Annotated in this window: 15 protein-coding genes; 8 read left to right on the top strand and 7 right to left on the bottom strand. The window is 47.1% G+C overall.

Annotated features, from left to right (window positions below; translation table 11 throughout):
• The first annotated feature begins 152 nt into the window (after nucleotides 1-152).
• The gene (gene gltX, locus Q3W13_RS07195; protein ID WP_302862511.1) at nucleotides 153-1673 is read left to right on the top strand and encodes a glutamate--tRNA ligase; all 1521 of its coding nucleotides are present in this window, start codon (nucleotides 153-155) and stop codon (nucleotides 1671-1673) included.
• A 193-nt stretch (nucleotides 1674-1866) separates the two neighbouring features.
• Here the strand turns inward: gltX and Q3W13_RS07200 are convergent, their stop codons facing one another.
• On the bottom strand, nucleotides 1867-3270 hold the full coding sequence (locus tag Q3W13_RS07200; protein ID WP_302862512.1) for an MBL fold metallo-hydrolase: 1404 nt from the start codon (nucleotides 3268-3270) through the stop codon (nucleotides 1867-1869).
• Nucleotides 3271-3485: 215 nt separating this feature from the next.
• Here Q3W13_RS07200 and Q3W13_RS07205 point away from each other — a divergent pair, with 215 nt between their 5' ends.
• The 4 genes from Q3W13_RS07205 (at nucleotide 3486) to Q3W13_RS07220 (ending at nucleotide 6686) form a co-directional block, all read left to right on the top strand.
• Nucleotides 3486-3857 carry a BlaI/MecI/CopY family transcriptional regulator gene (locus Q3W13_RS07205; protein ID WP_302862513.1) on the top strand — a complete coding sequence of 124 codons (372 nt, stop codon included), beginning with the start codon at nucleotides 3486-3488 and terminating at the stop codon, nucleotides 3855-3857.
• A gap of 2 nt (nucleotides 3858-3859) precedes the next feature.
• The gene (locus tag Q3W13_RS07210) at nucleotides 3860-5572 is read left to right on the top strand and encodes a M56 family metallopeptidase (RefSeq protein ID WP_302862514.1); all 1713 of its coding nucleotides are present in this window, start codon (nucleotides 3860-3862) and stop codon (nucleotides 5570-5572) included.
• Nucleotides 5573-5698: 126 nt separating this feature from the next.
• Entirely contained in the window at nucleotides 5699-6100 is a 402-nt protein-coding gene (locus tag Q3W13_RS07215; protein WP_302862515.1) for a hypothetical protein, read from the top strand.
• A gap of 142 nt (nucleotides 6101-6242) precedes the next feature.
• Nucleotides 6243-6686 (top strand): hypothetical protein, encoded by a 444-nt coding sequence (locus tag Q3W13_RS07220; protein WP_302862516.1) that lies wholly within the window; start codon nucleotides 6243-6245, stop codon nucleotides 6684-6686.
• Nucleotides 6687-6753: 67 nt separating this feature from the next.
• Here the strand turns inward: Q3W13_RS07220 and Q3W13_RS07225 are convergent, their stop codons facing one another.
• The 5 genes from Q3W13_RS07225 to Q3W13_RS07245 all read right to left on the bottom strand — a co-directional run bounded on the left by Q3W13_RS07225 (nucleotide 6754) and on the right by Q3W13_RS07245 (nucleotide 13356).
• The gene (locus Q3W13_RS07225) at nucleotides 6754-7653 is read right to left on the bottom strand and encodes a hypothetical protein (RefSeq protein ID WP_302862517.1); all 900 of its coding nucleotides are present in this window, start codon (nucleotides 7651-7653) and stop codon (nucleotides 6754-6756) included.
• A 10-nt stretch (nucleotides 7654-7663) separates the two neighbouring features.
• On the bottom strand, nucleotides 7664-8482 hold the full coding sequence (locus Q3W13_RS07230) for a glycoside hydrolase family 16 protein (RefSeq protein WP_302862518.1): 819 nt from the start codon (nucleotides 8480-8482) through the stop codon (nucleotides 7664-7666).
• A 123-nt stretch (nucleotides 8483-8605) separates the two neighbouring features.
• Nucleotides 8606-9841, bottom strand: coding sequence for a family 16 glycosylhydrolase (locus tag Q3W13_RS07235; protein ID WP_302862519.1), 1236 nt, complete (start codon nucleotides 9839-9841; stop codon nucleotides 8606-8608).
• 222 nt (nucleotides 9842-10063) lie between these two features.
• On the bottom strand, nucleotides 10064-11953 hold the full coding sequence (locus Q3W13_RS07240; protein WP_302862520.1) for a glycoside hydrolase family 30 beta sandwich domain-containing protein: 1890 nt from the start codon (nucleotides 11951-11953) through the stop codon (nucleotides 10064-10066).
• Nucleotides 11954-12894: 941 nt separating this feature from the next.
• Complete coding sequence (locus Q3W13_RS07245; RefSeq protein WP_302862521.1) at nucleotides 12895-13356, bottom strand: MaoC family dehydratase; 462 nt, start codon at nucleotides 13354-13356, stop codon at nucleotides 12895-12897.
• Between the two features lie 418 nt (nucleotides 13357-13774).
• Between Q3W13_RS07245 and Q3W13_RS07250 the strand changes: the two genes are divergently transcribed.
• The gene (locus Q3W13_RS07250; RefSeq protein ID WP_302862522.1) at nucleotides 13775-14095 is read left to right on the top strand and encodes a 30S ribosomal protein S6; all 321 of its coding nucleotides are present in this window, start codon (nucleotides 13775-13777) and stop codon (nucleotides 14093-14095) included.
• Between the two features lie 734 nt (nucleotides 14096-14829).
• On the opposite strand, the gene Q3W13_RS07255 is transcribed toward Q3W13_RS07250, so the two are convergent.
• Complete coding sequence (locus Q3W13_RS07255; protein ID WP_302862523.1) at nucleotides 14830-15603, bottom strand: HNH endonuclease; 774 nt, start codon at nucleotides 15601-15603, stop codon at nucleotides 14830-14832.
• A 392-nt stretch (nucleotides 15604-15995) separates the two neighbouring features.
• Between Q3W13_RS07255 and Q3W13_RS07260 the strand changes: the two genes are divergently transcribed.
• On the top strand, nucleotides 15996-16481 hold the full coding sequence (locus Q3W13_RS07260; protein ID WP_302862524.1) for a peptide deformylase: 486 nt from the start codon (nucleotides 15996-15998) through the stop codon (nucleotides 16479-16481).
• Nucleotides 16482-17471: 990 nt separating this feature from the next.
• Complete coding sequence (locus Q3W13_RS07265) at nucleotides 17472-17939, top strand: hypothetical protein (protein ID WP_302862525.1); 468 nt, start codon at nucleotides 17472-17474, stop codon at nucleotides 17937-17939.

Below are 17939 nucleotides of genomic sequence, written 5' to 3' on the forward strand. Positions count from 1 at the left end.
CTCGGCTAATGGTTCCCCTTAACGGGCCCATAGCGGACTTGCACCGCCAAGTAAATGCGCCCTGCCGGGCGCACCAATAAAAAGTAAAGTCCGGCTTTCGGACTTTACTGACTTTCCCGACTTTAGGACTATTCCCCTATCTTTGCATTACTATGTCTGACAAAAAAGTTAGGGTACGTTTTGCGCCAAGTCCTACCGGTGGTTTACACCTGGGCGGCGTGCGCACCGTGCTGTTCAATTACCTGTTCGCCAAAAAATATAACGGCGATTTTATTTTAAGGATAGAAGATACCGACCAAACCCGTTATGTAGAAGGGGCTGAGGAGTATATTTTAGACTGCTTAAAATGGTGCGGCCTGGAGCCGGATGAAAGCCCGGTGGCCGGTGGCCCGTATGCGCCTTACCGGCAGAGCGAACGCAAATCGCTTTACCGCGAATATGCCGAAAAGCTGGTGCGCGAAGGCTATGCCTACTACGCTTTTGATACGCCCGAAGAATTGGATAAAAACCGGAAGGAGATCCCTAACTTTCAGTATGGCCAGGCTTACCGGGAGAGTTTACGCAATTCCATCTCATTATCAGAACATGAAGTGGATCAATTACTGGACGCAAAAACGCCTCATGTTATCCGTATAAAAATGCCGGCCGACGGGCGCGTTACCTTTAACGATATGATACGCGGGCCGGTAAGCTTTGAAACCAACCAGGTTGACGACAAAGTGCTGTTAAAGGCCGACGGCATGCCGACCTACCATTTAGCTGTTGTTGTAGATGATTACCTGATGAAGATTACGCATGCCTTCCGCGGCGAAGAGTGGCTGCCGTCTGCGCCGGTGCACCTGCTGCTATGGGAATATTTAGGCTGGAAAGCTGACATGCCGCAGTGGGCACACCTGCCGCTGATACTAAAACCGGACGGGCACGGCAAATTGAGCAAACGTGATGGCGCACGGCTGGGCTTCCCGGTATATGCCATGAATTGGTTCGACCCGAACACCGGTGAATTAACCCCCGGCTTCCGGGAGCTTGGCTTTTTACCGGAAGCATTTTTAAACCTGCTGGTTATGCTCGGCTGGAACGATGGTACTGACCAGGAGATATTCACTTTAGAAGAACTCATCCATAAATTTTCGCTCGACCGCGTAAGCAAGGCCGGCGCGAAATTCGATTTTGAGAAAGCAAAGTGGTTTAATGCAGAGTGGATAAAGAAGCTGAGCGCAGAAAGCTTAGCGCCCAAAGTAAAGGCAGTTTTAGCCGACAAAGGTATTGAGGTAGCGGATGAGGCCTACCTGCTGCAGGTTATTGATAAAGTGAAAGACCGCTGTGTACTGCTGCCGGATTTCTATCACCAATCGGCATATTTTTTTCGTCAACCTGCGGAGTACGATGTCAACGCCGTAAAACCCAAATGGACAGAAGCCAAAACGGATTTTTTCCATGCATACGTCGCTAAACTACAGGCGGTAACCAATATGGAGCCGGTTGCGCTGGAAAGCGAATTCAAAGCTTTCGCCGAAGAAAAAGGCATTAAAGCGGGCGAATTGCTATTGCCACTGCGGGTGATGCTGGTAGGTGGCAAATTTGGCCCGCATGTGTTTGATATTGCGCAGTTGCTGGGTAAGGAAGAGACGATCAGCAGAATTGAGAAGGCAGTAGCGGTGTTTGCAAATTGACCGGCTTTTGCGGTGACATCTTTTTTCTGGCACACGCATGCTGCATGTGCCAGAAAATGGGACGGTATGTTAGATGTTTAGAGGGTACCAGGGACAGCTGTTTTCTGCCAAATCCAATCAAATAATACTTGCGTAACGCGCTCTTCAACATTGACGCCGCTCAATGGCCGGTAAATCCGGACTAAACTTCTGCCTATTCCAAATCAATCCTTTGGTGTTGAAACGGAATTTCAACACCAGTAAAACTTTTGTCCAGGAGCTTCTGCCTGAAATGCTGTTGCACTTCGTACTCGCCATGAACAAGGAACACTTTTTTTACTTTTTTAGGGTCCTGGCAGCTGATAAAGCGCAGCAGATCTTCATAGTCGCCATGGGCGCTCATTGATTTAATCGATCGAACTTCGGCTTTTACCTCATAACGCTCGCCAAAAATATAAACGTCCGGATCGCCATGCAGCAGGTGGCCGCCAAGCGAGTTGGGTTCGCAATAGCCTACCATCAAAATGGTGTTCTTCTGGTTGTTTATGTTATTTTTTATATGGTGTTTTACCCTCCCGGCCTCGGCCATGCCAGATGATGAAATAATCACGCATGGTTCAGGGTTGTCGTTCAGCGCCTTCGATTCTTCCGTTGATTGTATAAAGCTCATTCCTTTAAACCCGAAGGGGTTCGCATCCACCTTCAAAACATCGGTTACATCTTTATTGTATACTTCGGGGTGATCCAGTAGAACCTGCGTGGCCTTTTCTGACAGCGGGCTATCCACATAATATTTAAAGTCGGGCAAAGCGCCTTTTAGCTCCAGTGCGTTAAGCGCATATAAAAGTTCCTGAGTGCGGCCAACGCTAAAGGCAGGGATGATCAGCTTTCCTTTCTTTATTTCGCAGGTATGTTTAATTTCCTCTAATAAGGCGTCCTCTATAGCGCCCACATCCTTGTGCAGCGAATCGCCGTATGTCGATTCCAGCAGAATATAGTCGGCCTGCCGGAACGGCTGCGGGTTTTTCAATAACATATCGCCATAGCGGCCCACATCCCCGCTAAAAGTTATCGCCGTTTCTTTGTCATCTTCATTTATCCATAAGTGTACTGCGGCGCTGCCTACCAGGTGGCCTGCGTCGGTGAAGGTAAATTTTACGCCGGGCTTAATTTCGTATTCTTCATTATAGTCTACTATTTTAAAAAACCGCAGCGATTCCATAGCCTGTTCTTCGGTATAAAGCGGCTTGAGTAAAGGCAGTCCTTTACGTTCGCGGTGCTTGTTACTGTACTCGGTATCCTGCTCCTGTATCCTGGCCGAATCCATTAAAAGTATTCGCGCAAGGTCCATTGTGGCCGCAGTACAGAATATCGGACCGTTAAAACCCTCGGTCGCCAAACGCGGAACCAAGCCGCAATGGTCGATATGCGCGTGAGATAATATCATATAGTCCACTTTTCCCGGGTTAAAACCGAAGTGTTCGTTCATATCTTCGGTATGTTCGCCCAGGCCCTGGAACATCCCGCAATCAAGCAAAATGCCTGTTCCGTCATTTAATCTTAACAAATGTTTGCTGCCGGTTACGTTTCTGGCAGCGCCGTGGAAGGTTATATTCATTTACTGAGTTATTTGCAGACGCAAGGTGAGAATATATTTTTCAAAACACTTGCAAAACTAATGCCGTAGTTTTAACTTTAGCTTTTGCGAGCCAATTAAAATAAAATAATAATATTATAATATTATTTATCTTTATTTACTAAAAAATATTAGCTGATACTCAAGAAATGGGCCGGTGCCTGCCGGCCGTAAAAACGGGACAAAACAAAAAAAACATGGAAATCAAAGAATTAACGCGAGCCGAAGAACAAATTATGCAGGTGCTGTGGCATTTGAAGAAGGGATTTGTAAAAGATGTGCTGGATGTGCTGCCTGAACCTAAACCTGCTTACAATACTGTATCTACTATTATCCGGATTCTTGAAAACAAGGGATTTGTCGGACACAAGGCGTTCGGCAAAAGCCACGAATATCATCCGGTCATCAGCAAAGACCAGTATCAAAATTTTGCGACCGACAAATTAATGCACGGTTACTTTGACAACTCGGTTAAGCGGATGTTTTCTTACTTTGTAAAGAAGGAGAAAATCGATCTTAAAGAAGCTGATGAAATAATGAAACTGATTGAGAAACTCAAAGAAAAATAAGTATGACCTGGTGGCATTATTTATTGCTGGTAAATATTTACCTGCTTTTGTTTTATGGGTTTTATTTTTTGCTGCTGCGAAAAGAAACCTTTTTTCAACTTAACAGGATTTACCTTATTCTTGCCTCCATTTTATCTTTCTTTATCCCGATGATACAATCAAGCTGGGTAAGGAACTTATTTATTACCAAAGAGGTTCAACTCACCATTTACAGCAGCCCGCTGGTTATTTATCGCTTTAAACCGATCATACAAAACACACAAGTAACATTTGGCGACATATTAGCCGCCCTTTACCTGCTGGGGATGCTTTTTTTGACCGGTCGGTTTGTTTGGCAAATGGTAATATTGCGAAAGATAATAAACCAGCCCCCCCAAACCCCGTTTTCGTTCTTTAAAAAAGTCCGCTTAAACGCAGAACACCAGGACAACGATATTATTGCCGCCCATGAGCATGTGCACGCCAGGCAGTGGCATAGCGCCGATGTGTTGCTGATGGAAGCTGTTATGATTGTAAACTGGTTTAATCCGATCGTGTATCTTTACCGCTTTACGATAAAGCACATCCATGAGTACATTGCCGACAGGCAGGCCGTAAAATTCGGCACCAATAAAAGCGATTATGCCCTGCTGCTGGTAAGCCAGACCTTTAATGCGCCCGCTCACAAGCTGGTTAATCCGTTCTTTAACCACAGCCTGCTAAAACAGCGTATCCTTATGCTGCAGAAAAACCATTCCAAAAGGGCTGCACTGATAAAATACGGATTATCAGCCCCGCTGTTTATGCTGATGCTGGTATTATCGTCGGCCACGGTATATAACAGCAAAACGGTTGGATTTGTAAATAGAAAAGTTGAACAGGTATTAGAGTTGCCAGCCAGCGTACCGTCTGTTGTGCCACATAGCAGCACAATGGTTATGGATGTTAGTCCTAAACCAAACGACCAGCCTGATAATACTGCAAAGCGTACCAGCATTCCTGACGTTATTACTGCATCAGCAGGAAAGGCCACTACTAAAGAGATAGCCGGGCCGGAGCCTGCAACGCCGGAAAAAAAAGACATTGACGACAATGAGAAAAGCCCTGTGTTTATTGCTGTGGAGAAGGTTCCTCAGTTCCCGGGGGGGATCGATGCGTTTTACCATTACCTGGCCAAAAACATCAGGTACCCTGCAGCTATGCGGGATGCCGGGGTACAGGGGAAAGTGATCGTAACTTTTGTAGTTGAACGGGATGGATCGTTAACCGACGTACGGGTTACCCGCGGGGTTGCGGCAGATATCGACATGGAAGCGCTGCGTGTTATCCAGGAGTCGCCAAAGTGGACACCCGGCATACAAAACGGACGCCCCGTAAGAGTAGCATACTCTGTACCCATCGCTTTTAACCTTGTAGACAATGATTATTCCTCATCTGCTGCTCCAGCTAAGCAAAATGTCAAAGTACCCGCCGTCCGCGTAAATACGGTTTCCATTAAACCGGATACCATTGCCAGGATCGCTCCTCAAAATCTGAAGGAGTCGTCTGCAGGAGCCCCGGTTAAACCCAATAGTAAAGAGGCAGAGAATCCTAACAAGGGAAACCACGGCACAATTGACAAGCTAGGGGTTTTGCTGGATAAAGAAGCAAGCAATGGCGCCGGTGTTAAGGCATCCGGCGGAGCTGTCCTTCATCGCACGGCCAGTCCTTCGTTAGGCCGGTACTATACTTATTAAAACAAGACTACTTAGCAATAAAATGGTAAAATATAAAGGCAGCCGCAGCATTGTGGCTGCCTTTACATTGCAACGGCATATTTTATCTGGATTATGTATTACATTTATACCTGTTAATCTTTTCACATGAACTGGAAACTCATTTTTCAATTATCAATTTTCGGTTTGATAATGGCCTTTGGCACAGTGTCCCTGATACCCCAAAAGGTTGAGCCTGTGTTCTGGGTGCTGATCTTTGCTTTTTGTGCCGCTGTAATTGCCAAAGCATGCAATGGAAAATTTTTTCTTTATGGCTTTTATACCGGCCTGGTAAATTGTGTATGGATAACCGTTGTACACTTCTTATTTTATAAAAAGTATATTGAAAGCCATAACCAGCTCGACAGCATACTAGCCTCGTTACCGCCTTCGTTCTCTACTCATCCAAGGGTGGCAACCGCGCTTGTTGGGTTAATTCCGGGTGTAATATCAGCTTTGATATTCGGCGTTTTTGCGTTTTTGGGAGCCAAAATAGCCCCCAAAAGATAAGTCCTTCGCTTTCATTGTAAAAATTAAGCTTTTCCATCCAATAATTCTAAAGAAATCGGTTCCGGATAATTTCAAAATTTATACCTTTGACCACAAATACCGTTCGCGCGGTATATTGATAAAGAAAATATAAATTAAAAATATGAAACCGTTTATTTCGACAGCTTTTTATGGCGTTTTAAATTATATCCTCGCGCTTACCATGATAGCGTCTCCATGGTTATTTGATTTGGTAAATGTTTCAAGCGGCGCATTGTTTTTACCGATCTATATCGGTTGGCTGCAGCTAATCATGGCGATATTCACCAATATTGAAACCGGTTTTATAAAACAGCTCCCTATCAGGATAAAATTGGTGCTCGACGTATTGATGGGCTTTGTGCTGTGGGTATCGCCGTTTTTATATGGCTTCGCTTTCGATTCAGTTCGTGCAGGAGGCAAAGTATTTAAAGGCGTATTTTGGCCAGAATTGTTGTTGGGCGGCTTATTATTTATCATGGGGCTGTTCACCAAGCACTCGCCATTTACAACCCGTGTTCCGGCACATCAGCCCGAAGGCCTGGTAACTTCTACAGATTCAATATAAATCCCGGCATTTATTAGCCGTATAAACGAGAAAGCCGTTGGAAACGAGATTGTTTTCAGCGGCTTTTTTAGTATGATACGATTATTCCGCCGCCAACAAGATGACCTTTACGTTTAACGCCATTCATCTGTGTTTTATCAACCTGGCCGGATGACAGGTAAAGCTGATCAGTACCATTCCCGGTTTCCCAGTTAAAGTAGCTGTACCCCGCATCGATGGCAATGTTTGGCGTGATGCTATAAGCCAGGCCTATAGATGCATTCACTCCGTATCCGTTAGCCGAATGACGGTAGCTTACCGGATGCTGAAATTGACTGATCAGGTTCCAGTCGCCGCGGGCGCTATAAGTAACCTGGTTGTAGGCAAGGTCCGCCGTCAGCTTTAAATCCCGGACTATTTTTACTGATGATTTAATCTCCAGAAACGGCCCCTTCCACTCTGTGTCGTACCTGCTGTCAAGGCCGGGGAACCGGCCGGTAAGGTCAACGATATAAAGCGATTGCGCGTTAATGCCGTAGCCGGCGAATGGGACCAGGCTAAACAAGCTGCTGTTGATAACTGCATATCCCGCTCCGGCAAACCAGGCGGAAGTATAGCCCTTTTTATCACTAAAGTTTTGATTATAGTTGGGCTGTGTCCGGTTATCAGACGTATAATCAATATCGCTGACATTGCCTGAATGCACCGATACGCGGTTATATCCGCCTGTTATAAAAACTTTCTTCCAGGGGTTCCATTGCAGCGCTGCAGCGTAATTTTGCCCGCTTACCTTTTGCCATTTAAGCTCCGAGAGTACATTAGGGCTTTGCCCGCTAATATTGCCGGCTATCGACCAACTGAAATCTTCAACCTGGCGGCCGGTGGTTAAAGACAGTTGCAACGTCTTTTCAATCCCCTGGCCATAGTCTGGGTGTGAAAAGCAAAAAAATGCTGAGCAAAAGAGAATTGAAAGGATCCGCGATTTCAAATCAAGGGGTTTATTCTGCTTTGTAAACTCTTACATAATCTACATACATTTTTGCCGGCAGCTTGCTCTCATCCACTGTCTGGCCCGGAAAATCCCCGGCTACAGCAAAGTTCAGGATGATGAAAAACGGCAAATGAAAAGCTTCTGTGCTGTTGATATTGTTTTTAATGTTGCCGGTTAGATATAGCGCATCATCAACATACCACCTAATCTCTGTCTCGTCCCATTCCACAGCATAAATATGGTAATCATCAGTGCTGGCGATAGTTGTTTGCGCGCCGTATTGTGAATGCCCGCCGCCTGCCTGCCAGTGCATGGTACCATAAATGTCATGGTTATCATTTATATGCTCCATAATATCTATTTCACCGCAGCGGGGCCATCCATAGGTATTGATATTTGCGCCCAGCATCCAGAAAGCCGGCCAAAACCCAAGACCCGAAGGCAGCTTGATCCTGGCCTCAACACGACCGTATGTCGCCGAGAATTTGCCAAGTGTATTCATCCTGGCCGATGTATACGGCATGCCGCCCACGTTCTCCTTTTTTGCCGTAATCACCAAATTGCCGTCCTCAATAGCGGCGTTTTGCGCCTGGTAATATTCCTTTTCATTATTTATACCCAGGCTGCCGGTTTCCATATTCCAAACAGCCGTATCAATGGCGGGGCCGCTAAACTCTTCCGACCAGGAAAGCGTGTACTTTACGGCCGGCTTCGGATCCGGTTTGTCGGGCGTTGTAGCGGTGATTGTTTTGGCTGGTGTATTGCTTTTGGAGCACGACTCCGCAAAAATTACAAGCGCCGCAAAAATGAGGGCGCTTGTAGTCATTTTCGAAAATATTATTCTCATAAATACAATTGGTTCACTAATATAGGAAATTTAGAAGAGGCCAGAGATCAGAGGCTGGTTTTCTCCTAATCTCCGATCTCTGGCCTTTGATCTTTCTTTCCTTTATTGATTCACCTTAAACGACTCCCATCCCGAGGCCGTGGTGCGGTTACAGGTCATGGGCTGTGTGCCGTTTTCTGACGAAACAAACTTACCATTGTTCCCTTGCAATGTTATCGTTCCATCGGCATTGGTTCCCCAGGTAAATTTCTCCCAGTCGCCAATAGTTGTGCGGTTACAGGTGATGGCCTGGGCGCCGTTCTCGCTCGATACGTACTTGCCCATGCTTTGCAGCGCCACCTTACCACCCCCGGCATCAACAATTGTAAACTGCTCCCAGGCCTGTGCAGTGGTGCGATTGCAATTCATGGCCTGCGTACCATTCTCGCCAGACACATATAAGTTGTTAAAACCTTTCAGGGTAATAGTTTGCCCTATTGGCGCGCCCGAACTGGTTACCGCTTTATATACATGCACATAATCAACCAGCATGCTTGCAGGGAGTGCGCCTGTATTAACCGTCTGGCCGGGCAAGTCGCCACCGACAGCAAGGTTAAGAATGATGTAGAACGGGTTATGAAAAGCGCCGGTATTATTGATATTATCTTGAATATTACCGGTTACATACAAGGTATTATCAACATACCAGCGGATGCTGTTGGTATCCCATTCTACGGCGTAGATATGATAGTCGGTTGGAGTAGTGGTGGTGCTGCTGCCGTATTGAACGTGTCCGCTACCGCCGTTCCAGTGCATGGTGCCCAAAATAGTGCTGCTGGTATTTACCTGTTCCATAATGTCAATCTCGCCGCAGTTGGGCCATCCAACGCCCGGATCATTGATATTTGCGCCCAGCATCCAGAATGCGGGCCAGCTGCCCTGGAACGCCGGCAGCTTAATGCGCGCCTCGATCCTGCCATAAGTGGTGGTAAACTTGTTAAAGGTCTCCAGCTTGCCCGAAGTAAAGGGCTGGCCGCCTACACTCTGGTTTTTGGCAGTAATAACCAGGTTTCCGCCGCTAACGCTGACGTTTGACGACTGATAATACTCCCGCTCGTTGTTAACCCCGGGATTGCCATTATCGATATTCCATTTGGAGCCATCTACGCTCGTGCCGTTAAATTCGTCCGACCAAACCAGCTGCCAGGTGGTGGCACGTGGTTCGGTGGTCACATCAGTATTAGCCGATGGGCTGTTGGGGTTCTTCATCTGGTTGTTGGCATCCTTTTTACAGGAGCTCACCAGCATTGCCAGCGCCATGCCTGCAATAGCAAAATAGTTAAAGAGTTGTCTTTTCATAATGGTTGTATTTAGTTAACAAATTGGTTTTGTTTTAAAGTAAGGGCCGTATTGCTCACCCCAACCCCTCTCCAAACAACTACTTGCTGCTTTCTTTCTCCTTTGGAGAAGGGGGCTGAAGCCGGATGAGGCAAGAGAATTATTTCATGAGGACTTCCCCGTTTAGGTGAGGCGGCCTCAAAGCGGCGTGTGCAATACGGCCCTGCAATTATCATCTTAACATCACTGATTCACCTTAAACGATTCCCATCCCGATACCGAGGTGCGATTACAGGTCATGGGCTGGGTGCCATTTTCGCTGGATACGTATTTACCGTTGTTACCTTGCAGCCAGATGGTGCCATCGGCGTTAGTTCCCCAGGTAAATTTCTCCCAGTCGCCAACCGAGGTGCGGTTGCAGGTGATGGCCTGCGTGCCGTTTTCGCTCGATACATATTTGCCCATACTTTGCAGCGCCACCTTGCCCGAGCCTTCGTCAACTACAAGAAATTGCTCCCAGGCCTGCGCCGTAGTGCGGTTGCAATTCATGGCCTGGGTCCCGTTTTCGCCGCTCACGTATAAATTATTAAACCCTTTAAGGGTGATGGTTTGCCCGATTGGCGCGCCGCCACCCCCGCCTGTCGACTGTGTGCCGGCCCATTTAAAGGTGGCAGCCGCCCCAGCGGGTAAAGTATAAGTGAATGATTCGGCGCCCCATTTAATTTTAAAGCTTGAGCTTGAGCTGCCGTTGTTCATGGCTACTACTACTTTGGTGCCGTCGGGGTTTTTAAAGGCAACGTTTTGTATGCTGCCTGCTATGTTTGATGATATGCGCGTAGCACCCGCCTTCACAAATTCCGACGCGTGCGCAACTGTATAGTACGCTGTATTTTTAGTGTAGTTATTACCAGATATAGTTACCGCACCAAGGCAGTTGGAGCAGCCCCCTGCAGTATGCGGGTTATAATTGGGGTCGGCGGCAAGGTTCCATTCCAGGGCTACCCGGCTCCAGTTACGCGACGCTCCGATAATAACGTTGGTCATGTGCCATGAAAAGTCGCCGCCGAAGTTACCGGGACCTCCAATATATTGCTCGGTAAAATAAATGTTCTTGGCTGGGTAAGCGTTGTGAACCGTTGTAAGTGCGCTGATGTCGCCTGCATAGAGGTGAAAAGCGGAACCATCTACGTAGGGATTTGCGCCGGCATCGCCCAATACCGCTTCCGGGTAATCGGGACGGTCGCAGTTATGATCGTATGCTATTATTTTGGTGGTTATACCATTGGCGGCAAACTGCGGCCCGAGATTGTTCTTAATAAAGTTGGCCTCCTCGCTTGCCTGCATCGTCATCGACGGATTGTTGTAAGGGTTCAGGGGCTCATTTTGCGGGCATACGGCATAAATATTAATACCCTGCCCGGCCATAGCCTGTATGTATTTAACAAAATATCGGGCATAGGCATCATAATACGCCGGGTTTAAGTTACCACCGGTAAAGCCGCCATTGCCGGTTGTGCTTTGTTTCATCCAGACGGGGGCCGTCCACGGCGTTGCTAAAATTTTAATGGAAGGGTTGATGGCGACGATCTTCTTCAGTACCGGCACCAGGTCGGTCATCTCCTGGCTGATGCTAAAATGCGTCAGGCTGTTGTCCGTTTGTCCTGAGGGCATATCGTCATACGTAAAATCAGATGAGCTTAAGTCCGACGCGCCGATGGTAATGCGTACAAATGCCGAACCTACGTGACCCGAAGCCGTTGAAAAAATATCATTCAGAAATGTGGACTGATTAGCGCCCAGTCCGTTGATCAGCGATGCGCTGCCGCCGGTAAGCGCATAGCCAAAGCCATCAATAGTCTGGTAGCCGGTGTTTTCATCAACCGTGATGGTTGTGGCGTTGGTACCCGCATCGGCTGCGAAATTAATGCTGGCCTGTTGTGCCAGCAGCTTGCTTTGGTCAGATGTGGTCATCCAAACGTTAACGGTTTCGTTGGCTGCCCGGGCCACCGTTGTCGCCCCGGTAATTGCCATGCCGGGCGCCTGCCGCGACAGATCTTTCTTGCACGAGTTGAACAACATTGCAGGCAGCAGGAGCAGCACCGCCGGCAATTTAAGGTTGCAGATAATTTTCATAATTGGTTATAGTTTGTTGATTGGTTTAAAATCAGGGCAATTTGAACCTACGATGCAACAGTTAACCCACACTTAAAAACACAGGCGCGCTTGGGCGGTTACCCCCAGGCATTTTACGTGTTTTCAATATACTGGCAGACGTTTGGTTCTGAATTGGTATCACAAAACTATAGTAATACCTGCATTATTTGCAAATAAATTTTAACATAAATAATTGATATTTAGACAGTTATAATAAATTTAATACGCTTTAAACACAAAGTGTATTTTGTACAAAAAGGGCGTTTAACCAGCTATGAGGCAGATTTTTAGATATCAGCTTGCTGAGGCTGATACGGTTAATTCGCAGTTAAAAAAATGGGCGCAGACAGTTATGAAAATTCACTATTGACCGGTTATCAGGGCAGAAAACTTAATTTCTGTAAGGCAAAACGCCGTCAGGGGGCAAGGAGGGTAGCGCACAGGCAACTTTTCCAGCGAAGAAGGCAAGGCGTTGTTTGGAGAGAAATCTGAATTGCCCGCGCAATCAGAACCTCCTCCCCGGAAAGGGCAGGGCGAGGCCACAACGCATATTGTGAGAAGAAAACGGCCCGCCGCAGCAGCAGCAGCCCAAACCCCCTCCCCTGGACAGGGCAGGGTGAGGCCACAACGCATATTGTGAGAAGAAAACGGCCCGCCGACACCGCAGCCAAAACCCTCTCCCCTGGAGAGGGCAGGGTGAGGCCACGACGCATATTGTGAGAAGAAAACGGCCCGCCGCCACCGCAGCCAAAACCCTCCCCTTGGAGAGGGCCGGATGAGGCCACGACGCATATTGTGAGAAGGAAACGGCCCGCCGCCGCAGCAGCCAAAACCCTCTCCCCTGGAGAGGGCAGGGTGAGGCTACAACACATATTTTGGAGAGGGCAGCATGAGGCCACAACGCAGCGCCTCAATAAAAATCAGGCATTAAAATGATACAAAAATACCACCTCGCCTGTATATGCCGGTTTTTTTTCTCCCTCAATCTCCATCGTAACGCCTATGCTGGCCTTGGTAATACCCCGCAGGTTAACAATCGATACCAGCCGCGCAATTAGCCTTACCCTGCTGTTCACTACCACCGGCTGGGCAAATTTTATATTATCAATACCGTAGTTTATCTGCATTTTAAGGTTACGCACGTCCGCAATCTGATGCCAGAAATAAGGGAGCAGGGATACGGTCAGGTAACCGTGTGCTATGGTCGCCTTAAACGGACTTTCAACTGCCGCCCTTTCAGGTTCGGTATGTATCCACTGGTGATCTATCGTAGCTTGGGCAAACTGATTTATTTGTTCCTGGGTGATGGTGTGCCAACCTGAGGTGCCTATTTCTTTCCCTAACAACGCTTCAAATTCGGCATGATTGTTTATAATAACCATTTATTGATATTTAGGATGATAAATAATTGGATTGTAAAAATAGTAAACTGCGCGGATTTGCAAAATGTTTGAAAGCGCGCCGCGTTCCGTTTTTCTGCACACGGAACACCCCAAAACACATGGAACACCCTGATTATCAGAGCACATTCGTTTCACCACTTTGCAACACGCTGATTTTCAGGCGTTAGCCACAGGGTTTACACACTGTAATGCCGCAAATAAATAAACAACTGGCAATCAACAACATACAAAAAAAGGGGTTTACACTTGTAACCCCTGCGCATCCGTTATTCAGCAAGACTGACGCATCACCATTTGAACATGCGCACAGTGGGAAGCCTCTTTTATTCCCTGTTGTTCTAACCAAAACTTTGTTTGTATCTTCCCGCGATAAACCATCACGAAAAATACCGCTGTTATGAGTAAACGTTATGAAACCGTCTTCATACTGTCTCCCGTGTTAAGCGAGGACCAGGCGAAAGAGGCTGCTGCAAAATTCCGAAAAATTCTCACCGGCCTGGGCTGTGAAATTACCCACGAAGAGAACTGGGGATTAAGGGCCGGTCAGCCCGCCAGGCCCGTATCTGAAGAATTGCTGGAACTGACGAAGAAAACCACGGGCTATTACAGGCTTTTGGAGTACACGACAGCCAACCCGAACGCTGTACCCGATCTCGAAATTGCTTTTAAGCGCGATGAACGTGTGTTGAGGTTTATGACCGTTAGATTGGGTAAGTGAAGGCCGGTTTAAGGCAGACCAACTGTGCCGTAAAATGCTATAGCTGAAAACCTTTAACTGTGCAGTTAATTGCAGATAGACCTTTTTCACGCGCCCCGGCGATGAGATGTAGAAGGGTTTACACTTTTTAGGTGCAACCCTGCTGTAATCACTTGACTAGCAGCCAATTTACCTGAAACCCAATGGTTACACCTGAAACCATAAAGCGTTCCGTTTTTACGTGCATGGAACACCCCGAACGCTATGTAATATACTGACTATCAGCATTATTCTATTTTAAACCACTGCAACAAACTGATTATCAACTCGTTCTACAATTGCCGAAATTTCCGTAAGGCGTTTACAGGGTTTACAAGTATAGTCGCCAGACACTTCCTAACGAGATTCAACAGATGCAATAAACTCCTCAATCGAACAGGCACTATGGGCAAGCTCATGATCGTATTCAATACCCTCGAACTCATGCCACGTCGGCTCGAATCTAAAATCGCAGTGCCTAAAAAACAATTCGGGGATGCCCCATTCCTTGGCATAAAACCATGTGCCATCGATTAGTTTGGAACGAATGAGGGATTCAATTTGTGATAGTTCAATTTCCGTTGAATTTGAAAATACTACTGAACCGTATTGCTTATAGCTGCCGCTATCACGATACAGATAATTGAATTTAACATTTGACATTTGGACAAAATCGGGATACTAAACCTTTTCGTCAATCGGATATAGGTGAACTTTCACCCTTTAAATTTTTCATTATGCATCCTCAAAAAATCTGTATCCGGGAAAAATTTTTTAGGCAGTAAGAGTGATTTGCCATCGTAATCAATAAAGTTTTGCTGAATGCTTAGCGTATCCTTTTGCCTGTAAAACTGGGGGGAAACTTTGATTTTCAGGTCTTCGGTTACGGTAATAAGGTGCTTGTCGAAGGCCCTGTCATGCAAAGCATTTAGAGCCAATCCGTTTTGCGGGCTGAGCCGGTTGCCTTTATCCTTGCTCCATGGCACAATATGACTCGCTACAATTAGGTCGAGCATTTGTATTCCGGTTATGCAGCATCGATTGTTAAAGTTGGTTAGGACTATCTTGCGGAAGTGATATTGATTTACCCGTTGCATTATCAATCGCTCACGTTCCTGCCCCTGTACCTTAGGCAAATTTTCGAGGTCCGCCTGATAAACTTTCTCAACCGACGTCTGCTTCTTTTTAGCGAGCAGTTTTTCGCCTTCGAAAAATTGCTCTTCCCAATTTTCCATATATTCGTTCCAAACCTCTAAATCTAATTTACTCGCGTTGGTTAATCCCTTAATTCCACGTTCTTTTAGCTTGGGGTCGAAACTGGCAAAATTTCCCAGCTTTCTTGCAACAGCCGCCTGTGACCTGTTGATAAGGCCTGCCAATTCATTTACATCAGCATTTGAAGCATGCATCTGCCCAAATGGAATTTTGGAATATAGGTTTACAGCCAGTATCAATTGCTCTTTAGTCCAAAGGGTCTGTCCTTCTTTCATTCGTTGTTGTCGTCAACTTCCATAAAAACGCGGTTACAATTGGGGTTTAAACAATGCTGTGCCCACATTAAAAGTTTGGTATAATAAAAAATCGCCAATAACCTCAGTGCGCGCGCTACAATATGAACACATAGGCTGATCTATCATCAAAAAATAGCAGTTTCCGGTGTCCATATTCCAAATATAATATTATTCCTCTCAACCGATTACCTTTTCAAGTCGCTGTGTAACCCATTCCAGGCCTAAACTGCTTCCTCTGTTCCCTCATGTTCACAATTTTCCCGCATAACAATACCGTTTTACCCCGATCTAACCCAAAAGCCATTGGTCAGTCCCCCTACCACTCAGGACTACCGGCTCAAGACTTTAGACTTTTTCCTATCTTCACCTTCATGAAAACCCTCTCCGATCTCCTCCTCCTCGGCGACCCGCGCCTCTACGAAACCTGCGCTCCGGTGGAAAAGTCTGAACTGCCGCTGGTGCCGGGCTGGGTGGCGGATATGGACAACGTAATGCGCGAGATCCGCGCCAGGTACAATTTCGGCCGGGCCATTGCCGCGCCGCAGCTGGGCATCATGAAGCGGCTGGTGTACATGAATATCGGCCGTCCGGTGGTTTTTATCAACCCCGAACTGCAGAACCTCAGCCCCGAACTGTTCGAGCTGTGGGACGACTGCATGAGCTTCCCCAACTTGCTGGTAAAGGTAAAGCGCCACCAGTCGCTCACCATTTCTTACCTCGACGAAAACTGGCAGCGCCAGGAATGGCACATGCAGGGCGCCCTCTCCGAGCTCCTCCAGCACGAGTGCGACCACCTCGACGGCATCCTCTGCACCATGCGCGCGGTGGATGACAAGGCGTTTAAGTGGAGGCTTTGAAAAAGCGGACAGTTGGCAGTAGCAGTTGGCAGTAAGACCTTTTAGATTTCCCGTCAGCAGACAAGCTTCGGACAAAAGGCGAAAAAACCTGCCGGCCTGTGAAGTGGGTTCGGGCATAGGAACTTTTCGGATACAGGGTAAGAAAGCGACAGGGTAGCCCGCCGAAAAGGTTCCAGCCCGCGCAGGTTTTTCGGCTTTGTGCGTAAAAGGCCTTGTGCACAAAGAAGCATTTCTGCTGACTTGATTTTTTTGGTTACTTTTTGTATCAAGACAAAAAGTAACAGCCTCCGCGGCAAATGAGCGGGGTGAAGCCTAAGTTCAACCCTGAATAATAATCGGAGCCTGGCATTAGGCCGCTTCTATATACATTCTTCATTATGACAAAATCATAATACCTTATTTACAATACTAATAATCTAAAAGAAAGATTTCTTTAGTACCCCCGTCAGCAGACAAGCTTCGGGCAAAAGGCGAAAAACCTGCCGGGCTGCGTGTTGGGCAGGGCATAGGAACTTTTCGGATACAGGGTAAGAAAGCGACAGGGTAGCCCGCCGAAACGGTTCCAGCCCGCGCAGGGTTTTCGGCTTTGTGCGTAAAAGGCCTTGTGCGCAAAGAAGCATTTCTGCTGACTTGATTTATTCGTATGTTGTTTGTTTTTTAGTGGCACTCATTATCTCGCTGTTGCTCGGTCTTTTGGTTACTTTTTGTATCAAGACAAAACGGCGCAGCCCTCTTGAGCTCCTATAAAAACAAACACACGCGAAAAACATAACAGCCTCCGCGGCAAATGAGCGGGGTGGCGCTTAAGTTCGACCCTGAATAATAAATTGGAACCTGCCCGCAGGTCGCCCGCTTAATCAACCAAATCAACACATTCAACAACAACCCTTGCAATTCCCAATCGCATCCCCTAAATTGTCACAACCAATTACTGATCTTATGAAGCCCTTTTTCGCCCTTGCCTTCCTGTTGGTTTTTAGCAGCTGCGCTATGATGCAATCGATTGTAAAATCTACCTTCCCCTATACCACCACGGTAACCATTCCGCAGGATTCAAAAGCAGGCGAAGAACTGTCGGTATCGGGCATGGCCACCAGCTTCGACCAGGACTTTAAGAAAAACGGCAATAACGCCGACAAGGTGAGCGAGGTGCGCATGGTTTCCGCAAAAATGGAGGCAATCAGCCCGACAGACTTCAACATCGGCAACCTGAGCATGGTAAAGGTTTACATGGCCAAAGCCGACGGCACCTCAGAAGTCCCGGTGGCCTCGCGCATGGACATCAGCCCCGACGCCGGGAACAGCATTGTGCTTGATATTGACAACTCCACCTTTTTAGACCAGCGTGTGCGCGAGCCGCAGGTAAAGATCAGGGTAGCCTATAAGCTGCGCAAAGCCATTAGTGTTAGCCCCAGCCTGCATATCACCCTGGGGCTGAGCGCATACCCCAACAGGTAA

The organism is Mucilaginibacter sp. L3T2-6 (assembly GCF_030519355.1).
Classification (GTDB): domain Bacteria; phylum Bacteroidota; class Bacteroidia; order Sphingobacteriales; family Sphingobacteriaceae; genus Mucilaginibacter.

What these genes read in the sequence shown, in the direction of transcription:
- gltX (WP_302862511.1), top strand. Translation starts at nt 153, where the DNA reads ATGTCTGACAAAAAAGTTAGGGTACGTTTTGCGCCAAGTCCTACCGGT.
- Q3W13_RS07200 (WP_302862512.1), bottom strand. Translation starts at nt 3,270, where the DNA reads ATGAATATAACCTTCCACGGCGCTGCCAGAAACGTAACCGGCAGCAAA.
- Q3W13_RS07205 (WP_302862513.1), top strand. Translation starts at nt 3,486, where the DNA reads ATGGAAATCAAAGAATTAACGCGAGCCGAAGAACAAATTATGCAGGTG.
- Q3W13_RS07210 (WP_302862514.1), top strand. Translation starts at nt 3,860, where the DNA reads ATGACCTGGTGGCATTATTTATTGCTGGTAAATATTTACCTGCTTTTG.
- Q3W13_RS07215 (WP_302862515.1), top strand. Translation starts at nt 5,699, where the DNA reads ATGAACTGGAAACTCATTTTTCAATTATCAATTTTCGGTTTGATAATG.
- Q3W13_RS07220 (WP_302862516.1), top strand. Translation starts at nt 6,243, where the DNA reads ATGAAACCGTTTATTTCGACAGCTTTTTATGGCGTTTTAAATTATATC.
- Q3W13_RS07230 (WP_302862518.1), bottom strand. Translation starts at nt 8,482, where the DNA reads ATGACTACAAGCGCCCTCATTTTTGCGGCGCTTGTAATTTTTGCGGAG.
- Q3W13_RS07235 (WP_302862519.1), bottom strand. Translation starts at nt 9,841, where the DNA reads ATGAAAAGACAACTCTTTAACTATTTTGCTATTGCAGGCATGGCGCTG.
- Q3W13_RS07240 (WP_302862520.1), bottom strand. Translation starts at nt 11,953, where the DNA reads ATGAAAATTATCTGCAACCTTAAATTGCCGGCGGTGCTGCTCCTGCTG.
- Q3W13_RS07245 (WP_302862521.1), bottom strand. Translation starts at nt 13,356, where the DNA reads ATGGTTATTATAAACAATCATGCCGAATTTGAAGCGTTGTTAGGGAAA.
- Q3W13_RS07250 (WP_302862522.1), top strand. Translation starts at nt 13,775, where the DNA reads ATGAGTAAACGTTATGAAACCGTCTTCATACTGTCTCCCGTGTTAAGC.
- Q3W13_RS07255 (WP_302862523.1), bottom strand. Translation starts at nt 15,603, where the DNA reads ATGAAAGAAGGACAGACCCTTTGGACTAAAGAGCAATTGATACTGGCT.
- Q3W13_RS07260 (WP_302862524.1), top strand. Translation starts at nt 15,996, where the DNA reads ATGAAAACCCTCTCCGATCTCCTCCTCCTCGGCGACCCGCGCCTCTAC.
- Q3W13_RS07265 (WP_302862525.1), top strand. Translation starts at nt 17,472, where the DNA reads ATGATGCAATCGATTGTAAAATCTACCTTCCCCTATACCACCACGGTA.